The organism is Stutzerimonas stutzeri (genome assembly GCF_009789555.1).
Lineage (GTDB): Bacteria > Pseudomonadota > Gammaproteobacteria > Pseudomonadales > Pseudomonadaceae > Stutzerimonas > Stutzerimonas stutzeri_R.
In genome coordinates this window covers 1,949,835-1,966,590 of sequence record NZ_CP046902.1, presented here as the reverse complement: position 1 = coordinate 1,966,590, position 16,756 = coordinate 1,949,835, and the positions used below count along the sequence as shown (strand labels likewise).

General features: G+C 63.1%; 13 protein-coding genes and 1 pseudogene. 5 read left to right on the top strand and 9 right to left on the bottom strand.

The window, feature by feature from the left end:
- The first annotated feature begins 68 nt into the window (after window positions 1-68).
- Both GQA94_RS09160 and GQA94_RS09155 read left to right on the top strand, forming a co-directional pair.
- On the top strand, window positions 69-887 hold the full coding sequence (locus GQA94_RS09160; protein ID WP_199270116.1) for a sulfite exporter TauE/SafE family protein: 819 nt from the start codon (window positions 69-71) through the stop codon (window positions 885-887).
- Between the two features lie 10 nt (window positions 888-897).
- Window positions 898-1,707: an MBL fold metallo-hydrolase gene (locus GQA94_RS09155; RefSeq protein WP_158187720.1), complete on the top strand. Its 810-nt coding sequence runs from the start codon at window positions 898-900 to the stop codon at window positions 1,705-1,707.
- 126 nt (window positions 1,708-1,833) lie between these two features.
- Here the strand turns inward: GQA94_RS09155 and GQA94_RS09150 are convergent.
- The 4 genes and pseudogenes from GQA94_RS09150 to GQA94_RS09135 all read right to left on the bottom strand — a co-directional run.
- Window positions 1,834-2,055, bottom strand: a pseudogene (locus GQA94_RS09150) (hypothetical protein); the annotation flags it as partial.
- A gap of 4 nt (window positions 2,056-2,059) precedes the next feature.
- Window positions 2,060-2,449, bottom strand: coding sequence for a VOC family protein (locus tag GQA94_RS09145; RefSeq protein WP_158187719.1), 390 nt, complete (start codon window positions 2,447-2,449; stop codon window positions 2,060-2,062).
- Between the two features lie 79 nt (window positions 2,450-2,528).
- Entirely contained in the window at window positions 2,529-2,933 is a 405-nt protein-coding gene (locus GQA94_RS09140) for a GFA family protein (RefSeq protein ID WP_158187718.1), read from the bottom strand.
- 304 nt (window positions 2,934-3,237) lie between these two features.
- The gene (locus tag GQA94_RS09135) at window positions 3,238-3,642 is read right to left on the bottom strand and encodes a RidA family protein (RefSeq protein ID WP_158187717.1); all 405 of its coding nucleotides are present in this window, start codon (window positions 3,640-3,642) and stop codon (window positions 3,238-3,240) included.
- A gap of 137 nt (window positions 3,643-3,779) precedes the next feature.
- Here GQA94_RS09135 and GQA94_RS09130 point away from each other — a divergent pair, with 137 nt between their 5' ends.
- Window positions 3,780-4,706: a LysR family transcriptional regulator gene (locus GQA94_RS09130; RefSeq protein ID WP_158187716.1), complete on the top strand. Its 927-nt coding sequence runs from the start codon at window positions 3,780-3,782 to the stop codon at window positions 4,704-4,706.
- A gap of 197 nt (window positions 4,707-4,903) precedes the next feature.
- Here the strand turns inward: GQA94_RS09130 and GQA94_RS09125 are convergent, their stop codons facing one another.
- A complete protein-coding gene (locus tag GQA94_RS09125) occupies window positions 4,904-5,479 on the bottom strand; it encodes a TetR/AcrR family transcriptional regulator (protein WP_158187715.1) in 576 nt (191 codons plus the stop codon).
- 89 nt (window positions 5,480-5,568) lie between these two features.
- Here GQA94_RS09125 and GQA94_RS09120 point away from each other — a divergent pair, with 89 nt between their 5' ends.
- Entirely contained in the window at window positions 5,569-6,300 is a 732-nt protein-coding gene (locus tag GQA94_RS09120) for an SDR family oxidoreductase (RefSeq protein WP_158187714.1), read from the top strand.
- Between the two features lie 22 nt (window positions 6,301-6,322).
- Window positions 6,323-6,913: a 2-hydroxychromene-2-carboxylate isomerase gene (locus GQA94_RS09115; protein WP_158187713.1), complete on the top strand. Its 591-nt coding sequence runs from the start codon at window positions 6,323-6,325 to the stop codon at window positions 6,911-6,913.
- 39 nt (window positions 6,914-6,952) lie between these two features.
- Here the strand turns inward: GQA94_RS09115 and hrpA are convergent, their stop codons facing one another.
- The 4 genes from hrpA to fadD2 form a co-directional block, all read right to left on the bottom strand.
- On the bottom strand, window positions 6,953-11,035 hold the full coding sequence (hrpA, locus tag GQA94_RS09110) for an ATP-dependent RNA helicase HrpA (RefSeq protein WP_158187712.1): 4,083 nt from the start codon (window positions 11,033-11,035) through the stop codon (window positions 6,953-6,955).
- 174 nt (window positions 11,036-11,209) lie between these two features.
- Window positions 11,210-12,895 (bottom strand): methyl-accepting chemotaxis protein, encoded by a 1,686-nt coding sequence (locus tag GQA94_RS09105; protein ID WP_158187711.1) that lies wholly within the window; start codon window positions 12,893-12,895, stop codon window positions 11,210-11,212.
- A 188-nt stretch (window positions 12,896-13,083) separates the two neighbouring features.
- On the bottom strand, window positions 13,084-14,772 hold the full coding sequence (gene fadD1 / locus GQA94_RS09100) for a long-chain-fatty-acid--CoA ligase FadD1 (protein WP_158187710.1): 1,689 nt from the start codon (window positions 14,770-14,772) through the stop codon (window positions 13,084-13,086).
- A gap of 217 nt (window positions 14,773-14,989) precedes the next feature.
- Window positions 14,990-16,678, bottom strand: coding sequence for a long-chain-fatty-acid--CoA ligase FadD2 (fadD2, locus tag GQA94_RS09095; protein WP_158187709.1), 1,689 nt, complete (start codon window positions 16,676-16,678; stop codon window positions 14,990-14,992).
- Between the last annotated feature and the right edge of the window lie 78 nt (window positions 16,679-16,756).

Sequence of the window (16,756 nt, the reverse complement as noted above, 5' to 3'; positions counted from 1 at the left end):
ACTGACCGTGCTTGCACCCACGTCAAGCTGTGAAGCCATTCGCTAAAGCCCGGCGCAGGTACTCCACAATGGATCCATTTCTGGTTGGTGGCATAGCGGGCTTGCTGGTCGGGCTATGCATGGGGCTGACAGGGGCTGGCGGCGGCGTGCTCGCGGTGCCTGTACTGGTGGTCGGAATGGGGATCGGGGTGCAAGAGGCCGTGCCTCTGGCGCTGCTGGCGATTGGCAGCGCCGCGACGCTGGGAAGTCTCGATGGCTTGCGCCGGGGTCTCGTGCGTTACCGGGCGACGCTGCTGATGGCCGCTGCTGGCGTGTTGACCGCAGCGCTGGGCACCGTACTGGCACGCTCGATGCCTACCGATGCCCTCATGCTGTTGCTATGCCTGGTACTGATTGTCAGCGCGGTTCGGCAATGGCCTCGGCAGCAGACATCGACGGGGCGGATCAGCGAGGGCATGTCCTTCAAGCCTTGCCGGATCGACCCGGACGACGGGCGCTTTCGCTGGACGCCCCGCTGTTTTTTCCACATCGGCGCCATCGGTGCCTCAGCCGGCCTTTTCACCGGCTTGCTCGGCGTCGGCGGCGGGTTCCTCCTGGTGCCGTTCATGCGTCGCTACAGCGAGTTGGGAATGCATTCGGTCGTTGCCACGTCGCTGGCGGTGATCGCCCTGGTCTCGCTCATCAGCGTGGGCCACTCGGTGTTTATCGGCACGCCTGTGCCGGGGTCCGGCTGGATATTCATCCTGGCCTGCGCGACCGGCATGGCGATGGGTCGCGTGCTGGCGCCCGGCCTGTCTCCCCGCCATCTGCAGGCGGGCTTCGCGGTGCTTGCATTGGCCGTCGCAGCAGGCTTGGCGACCCGCAGCCTGATTCACTTGTTTACCTAACGGAATTTCCATGCGAATCGACGTCCACTCGTTCTTTGACGCGATCACCGGCACCTTCTCTCATCTCGTGCACTCGCCCGATCAGCGCCAATGTGCGGTAATCGACGCGGTGCTCGGCTTCGATCCTGCAAACGGGCACACCGACACCCGTCTCGCCGACGAAATAGCCGCCCATATCCAGACCCGTGGCCTGCAACTCGAATGGCTACTCGAAACGCATGTCCACGCCGACCACCTGTCAGGCGCGAGTTACCTGCGTGATCGGCTCGGCGGTCGTATAGGCATCAGCGAGAAAGTCCGTGACGTCTGCGCCGCCTTGGCCGACCGTTACGGGCCGTTCGTAACCGAGCCGTATGACTACCTGTTTGGTGATGACGAAGCCTTACGCATCGGTGACCTGTCGGTGCGAGCCCTGGCAGTACCAGGGCACACGGTGGCCGATATCGCCTATGAGATTGACCGGCAGATGGTCTTCGTCGGCGATACGTTGTTCGCACCTGATGTAGGCACCGCGCGTTGCGACTTTCCAGGCGGTAACGCGAAAATCCTGTACCGCTCGATCCGGCGCCTGCTCGCCTTACCGCCAGACACGCGGTTGTTCATGTGCCATGACTATCCCCCGTCCGACCGCCGGCCTCTCGCCGAATGCTCCGTTGCCGAGCAACGCGCGCTCAACATTCATGTCCATGACGGTATAAGCGAGGAGGCGTTCGAGGTCATGCGCAAGGCCCGCGATGCCACCTTGGCGGCCCCGCGCCTGTTGGTCCCTTCGATTAGGGCCAACCTGGGAGCCGCCTCGCCGTACCGTCCCATGGAATAACGCGAGCAGAGGGCTTCGCGCTGCCCGCTGCGGACACCATCAAGTCGCAGCGCACTCGACAATAGCGGGCGGCACCCCAGAGCCAGCCAGCATCCGAGCCGACCGGTCAGAGGCTGGCTGGCTGGACTAGACCACTCTACGCACCGGCAGGCTGCGCACGCGCTTGCCGGTGGCGGCGAAGATCGCATTGCACAACGCCGGCGCAACCGGCGGCACAGGCGGTTCACCGACGCCACCGGGCGGCAAGTCGTGGTCGCCGTTGACCAGATGGGTACGGATCACCCGGGGCGAGGCGTTGTGGCGCAGCACCTCCTAGTCGTGGAAGTTGCTCTGCGTGACGCGCCCGTTTCACTCAAGCGGCGGGCTCGTGGCACACCGCCTCGATGTTGTAATCGTCCGGATCACGAACGAACGCGGCGTAGTAGTCCGCGTGATACCGCGGACGAAGCCCTGGCTGGCCGTTATCGACACCACCCGCTGCAAGCGCGGCGTGGTAGAAGCGATCCACTTGTTCGCGCGTGCGCGCACGGAAAGCGAAATGGGGACGCTCGCGGGGGACCTCGGCCTGCACCAGACAGAACTCGCCATCCGGGTCCTCACCTTCGACCGGCTCTATCGCGCCAAACAGGACACCGTTGTCCAGCTCCTTGCGGACGCGCATGCCCAGCGGCGTGAGCACGGCGGCGTAGAACGCTCGACTGGCCTGGAGATTGGAAACGTGGATGACGAGATGGTCGATCATCGGAAGGCCTCCGTTGCTGCGGTGGGTTTGGCATAGAACAGCCTAGACGCACCGGATGCCCGCCGCGACCGCGCCGCCCTTATGGTTCGGAGCAGGGTTCGGAGCGACCCATGGCGTCACGATCGTGGTCGTATCGTCTGGCAAGCGGAAACGGCGGCAACCAGGACTCGCGACGGACGATCCAGCTCTCGTATGTCGGTACCAGTTGGTCAGGGGCGTCCAGCGCCCCGAGGTTCACCTCGATTTCATCGGCGGTGCGTGCGAAAACCGACGACCCGCAGCGCGGGCAGAAATACCGGCCGGCAAAGTCGCGTGTTTCGCCATCGACCGTGACGGCGTCCTCGGGAAATACCGCCGCTGCGTAGAACAGCGCGCCATGATGCTTGCGGCAGTCAAGGCAATGGCAGAGGCCGACCCGGTAAGGACGTCCCGATGCGACTATTCGCACGTTGCCGCACAGGCAACCGCCGGTGAATCGCTCCATGCCGAGCCTCCTCTAGGCGTCGATCCGCCGGTGGCGGCGGCTACGCGTTTACATCGTAAATGGGTCGAGACAGGCGCCCGCGTTGCGCACGAACGCGGTCAACCTGTACGCAACCGTGGCGGGACCGCATGCATGCCTGCGCCTCACGCGTCCCGTTCGCCAGCGAGCGGCAGGGCCTCATGGACTTACCGCCGCGGGCTCCACGAAGCATAGTCCGTATGCGCCCGGTCTTGCGCTGGAAACCCTACGCCCCGTAGTGGGGGTCGTCACCCTCTGGAGGCCGCCGGCGATGGCTGGTGCGGGTTCAACCGCCCGAGACCTCCGGCAGCCTGGCGATCGCCTTGATCTCGAAATCGAAGCCATACAGCCAGGTCACGCCGACCGCGGTCAGCGTCGGGTACGGCGCTTCGCCCCAGTAATCAGGCACCACGCTCCAGATCGTTTCGAACGTCGATGCCGGGTCGACGATGAACACGGTGACATCGATCACGTCGTCGAAGGTGCAGCCCGCCGATGTCAGGATAGCGTTCAGGTTATCGAATGCGCGCCGAACCTGCGCCTTCAGATCGGGCTCGGGCGAGCCATCCTCCCGGCTACCGACCTGGCCGGAAACGAACAGCAAACCGTTGGAGCGGATTGCGGGGGAATAACGATTCCGCTCATAGAGGGCTTGGCGCCCGGGCGGGAAAACAACATCACGCGTAGTCATGAGACAGCCTCCATCGGTGGGTCGACGTAACCCGTTACCGGTAGATCGAGACTGTAGGCGCGCCCGAGGCCTGGATAAACTCGCGAGTCCAACCAACACTGTTTGCAAAATCCAAACAATCAGAATCCGGAGCAGAGATGGATCGTTTCGATGCGATGCAGGCGTTCGCCCGCGTGGTCGAGGCTGGCAGCTTCACCAAGGCCGCCGAGACGTTGCACATGAGCAAGACCAGCGTGACCCAACTGGTGCAGCAACTGGAAGCCCGGCTACGTGTCAGGCTTCTCAACCGAACGACTCGAAAGGTCAACGTCACGGCGGACGGCGCCGCCTACTACGAGCGCGTCGTACGGCTGCTGGCCGACATGGACGATGCCGAAACCAGCCTGTCCAGCGCCTCGGCACAGCCCAGGGGACGATTACGCGTGGATGTACCCAGCCCACTCGCGCGCATGGTACTGGTGCCGGCATTGCCAGCGTTCTATGACCGCTATCCGGATATCCAGCTCGACATGGGGGTGAGTGATCGCATGGTCGACCTGATCGGTGAACACGTCGACTGCGTCGTGCGTGGGGGCGAACTCACCAATCAGTCATTGATGGCTCGCCACGTGGGCGATCTGCGCCTTGGCGTCTACGCCGCGCCAGGCTACCTGGCCCGCGCCGGGACGCCCCTGCACCCGCAGGAGCTCGAAGACACCCATCACCGTATCGTGGGCTTTCGCTGGGCGCGTACCGGCAAGGTGTTCCCGTACGCCATGCATTGCAACGGCGAGCGCATCAACGTACTGGGCCGCTACGTGCTCGCGGTCGATGATGGCAACGCGTACCTCGCCGCCGGCCTGGCCGGCCTGGGCGTCCTCTGGTTGCCGGATTACATGTCCCGTGGGCACCTCGAGCGCGGCGAACTGGTGCGCCTGTTCGAGCCCTGGCAACTTGAACCGATGCCGCTGTACGTGGCGTTTGCCCCCAACCGACACGTCAGCGCCAAACTTCGGGTGTTCATCGACTGGATCGCCGAATTGATGGCTGAACACGGCCCCGTCATGGATCCACGCGCCAGCTGAACGATCCGGGCTTGCAGCGCACCGATCCAGCGAACCCAGGCACGGCTGGCCCTCGCCGACCAACGGGCATATCGGGTTGCATCTCGGTCACAACGCTCAGGCCGTCATCTGATCGGCCAATGCGTGGCGGAAGGTTCGCGCCACCGGCCCGGCCGGCTCGCTCGTATGTGATCTGCCTGTTTCGCCCGAGCTGCGAATCAGCGCAGCCGCGGACGGTCATTCGTGGCGGTCGTCGCTCGAAGATGATTGCGGCTCGCCTCGAGCACCTCACGCTGAAGGTCTTCGCTGGCCAGCATGCGCGCCACGACCAGCGCGCCTACGCATTGCGCGATCAGCGCCCAGGCCTTCTGGTCATCCCCCAGGGCGCTCGCCCAGGCCTGTTGCAGCGTGCAGAGCCAGTGTTCGGCCTCCTCACGCACCTGCACGTGCGCACGGGCGATTTCCGCGCCCAGCGCCGGAATGGCACACCCGGCTTCCGGATTGTGCAGGTGGGCCAGGCTCAGGTAGCCATCCAGACAGCGCTCGAGCCGCTGCCGATCCAGGACGCCCTCGCGTGCAAGGATCGGGCTTTGCGACAGCTCACGTCGCACCACCTCGGTGAACAGGTCGTTCTTGGACGGAAAATGGCCGTAGAACGCCCCTCCAGTCAGGCCGATCGCTTTCATCAGACCGTCGACGCCGGTGGTGGCGAAGCCGCCACGCTTGGCAATGGCCCCGCTGCTTTCGACCAGACGCTGCCGGGTTTGCTGTTTATGGCTGGCGGAGTAGCGCATGCGGCGCAACCTCTCGAGTCACTTGACGAGGCGTGCAGCGTAACATACCGTCCGTTAACTTAACGATCGTTTAGTAAGAGAGCGAACCCATGGATAACAACAATCGTGTCGCCCTGATCATCGGCGCCGGGGATTCCACTGGCGGTGCAATCGCGCGGCGCTTTGCGCGTGAAGGTTATGTGGCCTGCGTGACCCGGCGCAGCGCCGACAAGCTGCAACCCCTGGTCGAGCAGATCCGCGCGCAGGGCGGTCGCGCCCACGGTTTCGCGTCCGATGCGCGCAAGGAAGAACAAGTGGCGGAACTGGTCGAAACCATCGAGCGCGACATCGGGCCGATCGAGGCGATGGTCTTCAACATCGGCGCAAACGTGCCGTGCAGCATTCTCGACGAGACGCCTCGCAAGTACTTCAAGATCTGGGAAATGGCGTGCTTCGCCGGTTTTCTCACCAGCCAGGCAGTGGCCAGGCGCATGGCCGCTCGCGGACGCGGCACCCTCCTGTTCACCGGCGCCACGGCCAGCCTGCGTGGATCGGCCGGCTTCGCCGCCTTCGCCGGGGCCAAGCACGGCATTCGTGCGCTGGCGCAGAGCATGGCGCGCGAACTCGGGCCGATGAACATACATGTCGCGCATGTGGTGGTCGACGGCGCCATCGACACCGATTTCATCCGTGACAGTTTCCCGGAGCGCTACGCCCTCAAAAACCAGGATGGCATCCTCAATCCCGAGCACATCGCCGACAACTATTGGCATCTGCACGCCCAGCCGCGCGATGCCTGGACGTTCGAACTCGATCTGCGCCCCTGGCTCGAGCGCTGGTGATCCCTTCCCCCGGAGACGCGTCATGAACAAGACCCTGGAGTTTTTCTTCGATCTCGGCAGCCCGGCGGCCTTTCTCGCCTGGACTCAGCTGCCGGCCCTGTGCGAACGCACCGGGGCCAGACTGCGTTATCGGCCCATGTTGCTGGGCGGCGTCTTCCAGGCCACTGGCAATGCCTCGCCCGCCACCGTCCCGGCGAAGGGCCGCTACATGATGATGGATCTGCTGCGCCATGCGCGCCGCTACTCTGTACCGTTCGCCTTCAATCCCCACTTTCCGATCAACACGCTGGTGCTGATGCGCGGTGCGGTCGGCTATCAGTTGCACAGCGAGCATGAATTGCTGCGCTATCTGGACGCGATGTTCACGGCGATCTGGATCGACCAGCGCAACCTGGCTGACGAGCAGGTGCTGACGGAGGTCCTGGTAGCTGCCGGACTCGATGCCGAGCAGCTCCGAGCCCTGGTTACCGAGGATTCGGTCAAGAACGTGCTCAAGGCCAACACTGAAGAAGCCGTGCAACGCGGTGTCTTCGGCGCGCCCACTTTCTTCGTGGATGACGAAATGTTTTTCGGGCAGGACCGCCTCGGATTTGTCGAAGACGCCCTGCGCTAACGCACTCAGACAAACAGGCCCGGCCTGGCGGTGCGACCGTCAGGCCTCGACCTGTCCCCACTGCTTGTTCAGCCGTTTGTCCGATACCGCCATTCGAGTACCCAACTGCTGGGCCCAGAGCGATACGCGATACTCCTCCAGCATCCAGCGGTACAAGGTCAGTTGCGGGTCGCGCTTGCCTTCGCGCCGATGTTTTTCCAGGCGCGCCTGGTACTGTTCCCAATAACCGGCCAATTCACCGGACCAGACACGGTCGCGTTGCAATTGCGCGCCGATCTTCTCGAAGCGCTGCTCGATGGCCTTGAGATAGCGTGGGTATTCCTTGAGCCATTCGGCCGGCGTTTCGCGAACGAAGCCGGGATAGACGAGATGGCCGAGCTGCGCCTTGATGTCGTTCAGCGCCACGGCTTGAGCCAGGTCGATCTTGCCCTTGAAGCGCTTTTGCAGCCCATGCCAGAGCTTGAGGATTTCCAGCACCTGCCGCGCAAGACCTTCCGCATGCGGCGTCCAGTCGCTGCGCTTGCGCTCCGCGAGCGCAGCCAACGCCGCGCCATCGCGGGGGAGCGAGGCTTCACCGGCTAAAACGCAGCTGTCGAGGCTGGCCAGCAGAATGTCTTCCACCAATGCATCGACCTTGCCCATGTCGCGGTAGAGCAGCCCCAGCTCGGTAAGGCCCGGTAGCTTGCCGCGCAGAAACTTCGCCGGCTCGCTGAGCTGTTGCAGCAGTAAACGCTGCAATGCGCGGCGGTGCTGGTACTCGGCTTCCGCCTGCGTCGGAAAACGCCCTTCCTTGACTACGCCGCCCTCTTCCACCAGCGCGGGATAGACGGTCATGGCCAGCCCGGCCATCTTCGCCTGGGCAGTCTGCGCCACCTGCGCGAACGCCTTGGCTTCGACCGGCTTCTGTTCTGCCTTTTGCTGCGGCGGCGCCAAGGCGGCCTGGCTGGCCTCGGCGAAGCGCGCGGTGAGTTCGGCCAGGTCACGGCCTTCGCCCAGGTACTTGCCGCGACCGTCAACCACCTCGATGTTCATCTTCAAGTGGCTGTCGAGCTGCTTCGCCGCCTCGCTCCAGGCCTCTTCGGGCACGCGCGCGCCGGTCATGCGCAGCAGTTCGCGGCCCAGCGCCTCGGCCAACGAGCCCTCACCGAAGCTGAGCTTCGAGAGCGCTGCCTTGACGAAATCCGGCACCGGCACGAAGTTCTTGCGGATCGCCTTGGGCAGGTTGCGCACCAACGCCACGGCTTTGGTTTCAAGAAGCCCGGGCACCAACCATTCGAGCCGTTCGCCACGCAGTTGCGGCAGCAGCGGGGCCGGTACGCGCAGGGTCACGCCGTCGCGTGGATGGTTGGGTTCGAAGTGGTACTCGAGCGGCAGTTGCAGTTCGCCGATACGCAGCTGATCCGGGTACTGGGCGCTGGTGACTTCACTGGCGTCGCGGGCGAGCACATCTTCGTCCCGCATCATCAGCAGCTGCGGGTCTTTCGCGCTTTCACGCTTGTACCAGCTCTCGAAACTCGCGGTCTGGTAGATATCCTGCGGCAGCCGAGCGTCGTAGTAGGCAAACAGGGTGTCTTCGTCAGCGATGATATCGCGCCGGCGCGCCTTGGCTTCCAGCTCGTCGAACAGCTCCAGCAGCTCGCGATTGGCGGTCAGTGCCTTGGCACGGCTGTGCATTTCACCGCGCACCAGCCCTTCACGGATGAACAGCTCCCGCGCGGCGGGCGGATCGATGGGACCGAAATGCACTGGCCGCCGCGCGACGATGATCATGCCGTACAGCGTGACCTGCTCGAACGCCACCACCTGACCCCGTTTTTTCTCCCAGTGCGGCTCGAAGTGGTTGGTCTTGGTCAGGTGTCTGGCCAGCGGCTCGATCCAGTCGGGTTCGATCTTCGCGACCATCCGCGCGAACAGCTTGGTGGTTTCCACCAGTTCGGCGGCCATGATCCAGTTGGGTTTCTTGCGACCGATGACGCTCGACGGATGCACCCAGAAGCGCCGCTGCCGCGCGCCGAGAAAGTCGCCGTCCTCGGTCTTGTGGCCCACCTGACTGAGCAGACCGGACAGGATCGCCTTGTGAACCGCGGCATAGCTCTTGGCGCGCTGCGCAGCCTCGCTGGCTTCGGCTTGCTGGGCCAGTTTGACGTTGACCTTCTTGTCGGTGGTCAACGCTGGCCGGTCGTTGGCAGAGGCTTGGCCGTCTGCCAGCCGACGGGCGTCGTTTGAGGGAGCGAGGGGTTGACCAGAGCCCGCCGTATCCTTGCGCTTGTTCAACTGCAACTCGCGCGCGATAAGCGTCAGTTGCCGATGCGCATCGCGCCACTCGCGCAACCGCAGGTAGTTGAGGAAATGCTTCCGGCACCAGGTGCGCAACGCGTTCGAGCCGAGCGCCTGCCGCTGCTCCTCGAAGCCACGCCAGAGATTGATCAGCGCGGCGAAATCCGAATCCGGGTCTTTCCATTGCGCATGCGCCTGATCGGCCTGCTGCTGGCGATCGGCCGGTCGCTCGCGGACGTCCTGTACCGACAGCGCGCTGGCGACGATGAGGACCTCGGCGAGACTGCCCAGGCCCGACGCTTCGAGCAACATCCGCCCGAGACGCGGGTCGATCGGCAGACGCGCCAGTTGCCGTCCAAGCGGCGTCAGCTGGTTTTCGCGGTTGACGGCCGAAAGCTCCTGCAGCAGGTTGAAACCGTCGCTGATCGCCTTGCCATCCGGCGGCTCGATGAACGGAAAATCCTCGATCTGGCCCAGCCGCAAATGCAGCATCTGCAAGATGACCGCGGCCAGGTTGGTACGCAGGATTTCCGGATCGGTGAATTCAGGCCGAGAGAGGAAATCCTCCTCACTGTACAGACGAATGCAGATACCCGGCTCGACCCGCCCGCAACGACCCTTGCGCTGATTGGCGCTGGCCTGGGACACGGCCTCGATCGGCAGCCGCTGGACCTTGGCGCGGTAGCTGTAGCGGCTGATCCGCGCAGTACCGGAGTCGATCACGTAACGAATCCCGGGCACGGTCAGCGAGGTTTCCGCGACGTTGGTCGCCAGGACGATCTTGCGGCCGGCTGCCGGGCGAAAGATTTTTTGCTGCTCGGCCGGCGTCAGCCGCGCATACAACGGCAAGACTTCGGTAAAACGCAGATTGGCCTTGCGCAGCACCTCGGCAGCATCACGTATTTCGCGCTCGCCGGGCAGGAATACCAGCACATCGCCGGGGCGTTTGCCGATGCTTTTCTCATGCGCATCGATTTCATCCAGCGCCGCGAGGATGCCCTGGTCGATGGTGAGATCGTCCTCGACGCGGTTACCGTCCTCGTCGACCTCCGCCGACAATGGCCGATACCAGGTGTCCACCGGGTAGGTCCGCCCGGACACTTCGACGATAGGCGCGCCATTGAAGTGCTCGGAAAACCGCTCCAGGTCGATGGTCGCCGAGGTGATGATCACCTTCAGGTCCGGACGGCGCGGCAGCAGGGTCTTCAGGTAGCCCAGCAGGAAGTCGATGTTGAGGCTGCGCTCGTGAGCCTCGTCGACGATGATGGTGTCGTACTTCTCCAGGAAACGGTCGTGCTGCGTCTCGGCCAGCAGAATACCGTCGGTCATCAGTTTGATCAGTGAGCTGTCCTTGCTCTGGTCCTCGAAGCGCACCTGATAACCGACCAGCTCACCCAAGGGTGTGCCGATTTCTTCGGCCACGCGGGTCGCGACGCTCCGCGCCGCCAGCCGGCGCGGTTGGGTGTGTCCGATCAGCCCATGCACGCCCCGCCCGAGTTCCAGGCAGATCTTGGGCAATTGGGTGGTCTTGCCCGAGCCAGTCTCACCGGCGATCACCAGAACCTGATGTTTGCGCAGCGCCTCCTTGATTTCTTCGCGCTTGGCAGCAATCGGCAACTGGTCGTCATAACGCATCGTCGGCACGCTGTTGCGCCGCGCCTCGACCCTGGCCACCGAGGCCTGGAACCGTTCGAGCCACTGGCTGAGCCGCGCTTCGTCCATTTCACCCGCGCCGGACTTCTTGCGCATATCGTGCAACTGACGGCGCAGACGATGCCGGTCGGCGAGCATGGTCTGGTCGAGATTGTTCAACAAGGTGTCGATAGCAGGCGTTGCGTCGGTCATGGACAGCCGTAAGCGATTTCGTGAGGATCGCGATTGTCGCAGATTTGGCCGGTTGGCCGTAGGCGCATCGGGATGGCGCGACCAACGAACGGAGCGAGCCGCGGCCCGGCCGGAAGACGTTGGCGGGCCTGAACGCCGGCCCGGCGGACATTGCACCCGCCCGGCCAGCACGGGTCAGATACGGAACTGCCCAACCAACCGTTGCAGGTTCTCGGCCAGGCCATTGAGTTCCCGCGAGGTCTGCGCGCCTTGCGCGGCGTCCTGCGCGACACCGTCAACCGCATCGGCGATGTGGTGAACGCTGCGGTTGATCTCTTCGGCCACGGCCGTCTGTTCTTCGGCGGCAGCGGCGATCTGCGCATTCATGGAATTGATCGTGCCGATCAGCTCGGCAATCGCATCCAGCGCTTCACCCGCCTGGTTGGATTGAGCACGGGTGCTTTCACCCTGCTCTCCCGCCCGCCCCATGCTTGCCACGGTCGAGGCCGTGGTGTTCTGCAAACGGTCGACCATTCCCTGAATTTCTACCGTGCTCTGCTGGGTCCGACTGGCGAGTGCGCGCACCTCGTCCGCCACCACGGCGAATCCGCGACCCGCTTCGCCGGCGCGCGCCGCCTCGATGGCCGCATTGAGCGCCAGCAGGTTGGTCTGCTCGGCAACGGCTCGGATCACGTCGAGAACACCGACAATTCCCGCTACATCATTCTGCAATCCGCCCAGCGATTCGCCACTGTCTCGCAGTTCGCCGACCAGATCGTGAATTTGCCGGATGCTGCCGTCGACGATTCGCTTGGCGCCCTGGCCCTGTTGATCGGTTTGCTGGGCGGCCTCGGCGGCGCGCTGCGCACTCATCGCAACTTCATGGGCAGCGGCCGACATTTCGTTGATCGCGGTTGCGACCTGATCGGTCTCATGCCGCTGGGCGGCCATCGCCTGTTCGGACCGCTGGGCCTGACTAGCAACGCTGGCGACCAGGGCCGTAAGCTGGTGGGTCGTCGTCGACACCTGTTGGACCAGGCCGTGAATCTTTTCGACGAAGCGATTGAACGAGCCGGCCAGATCGCCCAACTCGTCATGGCTGGTGATCGGGAGGCGGTGAGTCAGGTCGCCTTCGCCGGCGGCCATGTCATCGAGCTTGCCTTTGATCAGCAGAAGCGGGCGCAGCAACGTGCGACTCATGATAGTGGCCAGCACGGCGATCAAGACCAGTAGCGCGAGGGCCGAGGCGACCATGACGATCAGCAGCTCGTCGATGTCCTCCTGGAAGGCCTCGCGAGCGGCCTGTACGTCACGCTCTACCCCGTCCAGGTTGAGCGAGGTACCGAATACCATATGCCATTTCGGCAAGTACTCGGCGTAGCCGATCTTTGGAACCAGCGTTGCGCTGTCGCCCAGGACGAAGCTGTAGTCGACGAAACGGCTGCCATCCATTCCTGCTCGCACCAGCTCACGAATTGCATATTTGCCGCTGGGGTCCCGATAGTCGTAGAAGCTCTGGCCGATCTTGTCCTTGGTAGCGCCTTGCAGAATCCGGACGCTTTGCTCGTCGTAGCCCCAGAAGTATCCGTCCTTGCCGTAGGACAACGTCTCCAGGATGGCCACGGCACGGTCCCGTGCCGACTGATCGCCCGCAGCAGCACTGTCGTAGAGGGGCGCGATCATCTTGCGCGCGAGTTGTACGTAGTTTTCCAGCTCCGCCCGGCGATCGCGGATAAGACTCTCACGCGTATGCGTCTCCTGCTTGGCGGCCAGTTCCTGCAGATTCATCACCGAAATGCCACTCAGCAGGAGGGTCAATAGCAGGATCGGACCTAACGTGAGGACGAGAAGCTTGGTTTGCAATCGTAACCCGGAGAGCATTGGTTGACCCCTTTGTCATAGCCTGACGGTGGACGCCTGTTTTATGGCGCCAGATTGTTATCTCTTCAGGTATCGACCAACGGTAACGAAAGTTGAGCCGACATCGACGCGTTGTCGACATCCGCTCAGCGTGCTGTCCAGAGAACGAAAAAGCCCCGCCGAAGCGGGGCTTTCTGAGCCGGGAGCGGTTACTTCAGCCCCAGCTTCTTCAATTCTTCGTCGCGCAGTTCGCGCCGAAGGATCTTGCCGACGTTGGTGGTCGGCAGGCTGTCGCGGAACTCGACCGTCTTGGGCCGCTTGTACCCGGTGACATTGTCATGCATGTGCTGCATGACCTGCTCCTTGGTCAGGCTCTCGCCTGGCTTGGCCACCACGAACAACTTGATCGCCTCGCCAGACTTCTCGTCCGGTATGCCAATCGCCGCGCACTGAAGCACGCCCGGCAGGGCGGCAAGCACGTCTTCAAGCTCGTTTGGATAGACATTGAAGCCCGACACCAGAATCATGTCCTTCTTGCGGTCGACGATACGCATGTATCCGTCGTCCTGGATGATTCCGATATCGCCAGTCTTCAACCAGCCCTCGTCATCGAGCACTTCGGCGGTGGCCTCCGGACGCTGCCAGTACCCCTTCATCACTTGCGGCCCTTTCACACACAGCTCGCCGGTAGCCCCAATCGGCAACTCGCGGCCCTCCTCGTCGATCACACGGCACTGCGTCGATGGCATCGGAATCCCGATGGTGCCGATCTGAATGGCACCGAACGGGTTGACCGAAACCACCGGGCTGGTTTCGGTCATGCCGAAGCCTTCGCAGATCGAGCATCCTGTCACCTGTTGCCAGCGTTCGGCAGCCGCCAGTTGCAAGGCCATGCCCCCCGAGAAGGTCGCCTTCAACGAAGAAAAGTCCAGCTTGCGGAAGTCCTCGTTGTTGCACAGCGCGACGAACAGGGTGTTGAGCCCGACGAAACCCGTGAACCGATGCTTCTTGAGATCCTTGACGAAGGTAGGCAGGTCCCGCGGGTTGGTGATCAGCACGTTGTGAGCGCCGATCAGCATCATCGTCATGCAATGAAAGGTGAACGCGTAGATGTGGTACAGCGGGAGCGGCGCGACCATGGTTTCACAGCCACTGCCAAGCTCCGAGCCCATCAGCCCGCGGCACTGCAGCATGTTGGCGACAATGTTGCGATGGGTCAGCATGGCACCCTTGGCCACGCCGGTGGTCCCGCCGGTGTACTGGAGCACGGCGACATCATCACCGGCAGGATCGGCTTCGCGTGGTGTCTTGCCACGTCCGAGGGCCATGGCATCGTTGAACCTCACCGCCTTCGGCAGGTGGTAGGCCGGCACCATTTTTTTCACATGCTTGACCACGGCGTTGACCAGCACGCGCTTGATGGTGGGCAGCATGTCGCCAACTTCCGTGATGACGACATGCCTGATGCCGGTCTTCGGCAGCACTTGCTCGGCCAGGTGCGCCATGTTGGCCAGGCAAACCAGCGCCTTGGCGCCGGAATCGTTGAACTGGTGTTCCATTTCCCGCGCGGTGTACAGCGGGTTGGTGTTGACCACGATCAGGCCGGCACGCATGGCACCGAACACCACGATGGGATACTGAATCAGATTGGGCAGCTGTACCGCGATCCGGTCGCCGGGCTGCAGATCGGTGTTTTTCTGAAGGTAGGCGGCGAATTCGCCGGACAACCTATACAGCTCACCATAGGTCAGGGTCCTGCCGAGGTTGCTGAAGGCCGGTTTGTCCGCGAACAGCTCGCAGGATTGCTTGAGCACAGCCTGGATGTTCCGGTATTCATCGGGATCGATCTCGCTTTCGACCCCGACAGGATATTTATCCTTCCAGAAGTTTTCGGTCATGGAACCCCACTCCTAAGCGACAGCTTTACTGCATATGGCAGCTGTTTTGTTGTGTTTTGTTAACTTTTGTACGGCAAATCCGGGCAAAAGGCGGGGCGAGGTTATCAGCTTTGCAACAGCCCGAACAGTGGCCCGGGCCGGTAGGAACAGGCACAAAGTGACCGATATCCGCGAGTCGGTCACTCAGCACGCGATCTGAACGCAAGGCTTTTCAGCGTTACGCCTGGTCGCGCAACTCCCTGCGAAGAATCTTGCCAACCGGTGTCATCGGCAGCGCGTCGCGCAGAACCAACTGCCGGGGCACCTTGTACCCGGTGAAGTTTTCGCGGCAATAGGCGTGCAGCTCTTCGATGGTCAGGCTGGCATCGCTGGGCACCACGAACAGCTTTACCGCTTCACCCGACTTCTCGTCGGGAACGCCGATCGCTGCGCAGGCTGCCACCTTGGGATGCGCCATGACCACATCTTCGATCTCGTTGGGATAGACATTGAAGCCGGAAACGATGATCAGGTCCTTCTTGCGGTCGACGATGCGGACGAAGCCATCCGGGTCGATCACCGCGATATCGCCGGTCTTCAGCCAACCGTCGTCATCGAGCACTTCGGCCGTGGCTTCAGGGCGCTGCCAGTAACCTTTCATCACCTGCGGGCCTTTGACGCACAGCTCGCCTCTTTCGCCCACGGGTAGCTCACGGCCGTCGTCGTCGATTACCTTCAGCGCGGTGCCCGGTACGGGCAGGCCGACGGTACCCAGGCGCGACTTCTCGCCGTGCGGGTTGGCGCAGACCACAGGCGAGGTCTCGGTCAAGCCATAGCCCTCGGTCACGGTGACGCCGGTCATGCCCTTCCAGCGCTCGGCCACCGCCGACACCAATGCGGTGCCCCCGGAGTTGGTGCCCTTGAGTGCGGAAAAATCGATCTTCTTGAAATCCGGATGCGACATGAGCGCGACGAACAGTGTGTTCAACCCGAGGAATCCGGTGAAGCGCCACTTCTGCAATTCCTTGACGAAGCCGTCGATATCGCGGGGATTGGTGATCAGCACATTGTGATTGCCGGTGACCATCATGCACATGCAGTTAACCGTGAACGCATAGATGTGGTACAGCGGCAGCGGCGCGATCATGATCTCCTGGCCTTCCTTGATCACGGTCTGCCCCTGATCGTCCAGCTGGTGCATGTTGGCGCGGACCTGCTGCATGTTGGCAACCAGGTTCCCGTGGCTGAGCATGGCCCCTTTGGCGACACCCGTCGTGCCGCCGGTGTACTGCAACACCGCGACGTCGTCCAGCGCCAAGGCAACCGGTTTCAGGCTGTGACGTCCGCCGTCGCGCAGTACATGTTTGAAGGACGCCGCCTGCGGCAGGCTGTAGGCCGGCACCATCTTCTTCACGTGCTTGACCACGGCGTTGACCAGCAGGCCCTTGGCCGACGGCAGCATGTCGCCGATCTGCGCCTCGATCAGCACCTCGATACCGGTGTCGGGCAGCACCTCCTGCACCAGCTTGCCGAACGTATTCAGATACACCAATCCGCGCACGCCGGAGTCCTTGAACTGGTGACGCATTTCGCGCGCGGTGTACAGCGGGTTGGTGTTGACCACGATCAGCCCGGCACGCAGGGCACCGAAAACGGCGATCGGGTATTGCAGCACGTTGGGCATCTGCACCCCGATGCGATCGCCCGGCTGCAGATCCGTATGGTTCTGTAGCCACGCCGCAAACGCGGCCGAATAACGCTCCAGGTCGGCGTAGGTCAGCGTCACACCCATATTGCTGAATGCAGGACGGTTCGCATGGGTCTTGCAAGAGCGCTCGAACACTTCCACCACCGAGCGGAAGCCCCCCACGTCCACGTCGTTGGGCACACCGGCGGGACGTTTGTCGTTCCAGAAGTCAGGTTGCATTGTTATTGGCCTCGTTACCTGAGAGTGTCTGGCCCACTCGCGGCGGGCTGTGGCGAACTTAACAGCTCCGCATCGCCG

Coding starts and splice junctions, on each gene's coding strand:
- GQA94_RS09160 (WP_199270116.1), top strand. CDS start 69: ATGGATCCATTTCTGGTTGGTGGCATAGCGGGCTTGCTGGTCGGGCTA.
- GQA94_RS09155 (WP_158187720.1), top strand. CDS start 898: ATGCGAATCGACGTCCACTCGTTCTTTGACGCGATCACCGGCACCTTC.
- GQA94_RS09145 (WP_158187719.1), bottom strand. CDS start 2,449: ATGATCGACCATCTCGTCATCCACGTTTCCAATCTCCAGGCCAGTCGA.
- GQA94_RS09140 (WP_158187718.1), bottom strand. CDS start 2,933: ATGGAGCGATTCACCGGCGGTTGCCTGTGCGGCAACGTGCGAATAGTC.
- GQA94_RS09135 (WP_158187717.1), bottom strand. CDS start 3,642: ATGACTACGCGTGATGTTGTTTTCCCGCCCGGGCGCCAAGCCCTCTAT.
- GQA94_RS09130 (WP_158187716.1), top strand. CDS start 3,780: ATGGATCGTTTCGATGCGATGCAGGCGTTCGCCCGCGTGGTCGAGGCT.
- GQA94_RS09125 (WP_158187715.1), bottom strand. CDS start 5,479: ATGCGCTACTCCGCCAGCCATAAACAGCAAACCCGGCAGCGTCTGGTC.
- GQA94_RS09120 (WP_158187714.1), top strand. CDS start 5,569: ATGGATAACAACAATCGTGTCGCCCTGATCATCGGCGCCGGGGATTCC.
- GQA94_RS09115 (WP_158187713.1), top strand. CDS start 6,323: ATGAACAAGACCCTGGAGTTTTTCTTCGATCTCGGCAGCCCGGCGGCC.
- hrpA (WP_158187712.1), bottom strand. CDS start 11,035: ATGACCGACGCAACGCCTGCTATCGACACCTTGTTGAACAATCTCGAC.
- GQA94_RS09105 (WP_158187711.1), bottom strand. CDS start 12,895: ATGCTCTCCGGGTTACGATTGCAAACCAAGCTTCTCGTCCTCACGTTA.
- fadD1 (WP_158187710.1), bottom strand. CDS start 14,772: ATGACCGAAAACTTCTGGAAGGATAAATATCCTGTCGGGGTCGAAAGC.
- fadD2 (WP_158187709.1), bottom strand. CDS start 16,678: ATGCAACCTGACTTCTGGAACGACAAACGTCCCGCCGGTGTGCCCAAC.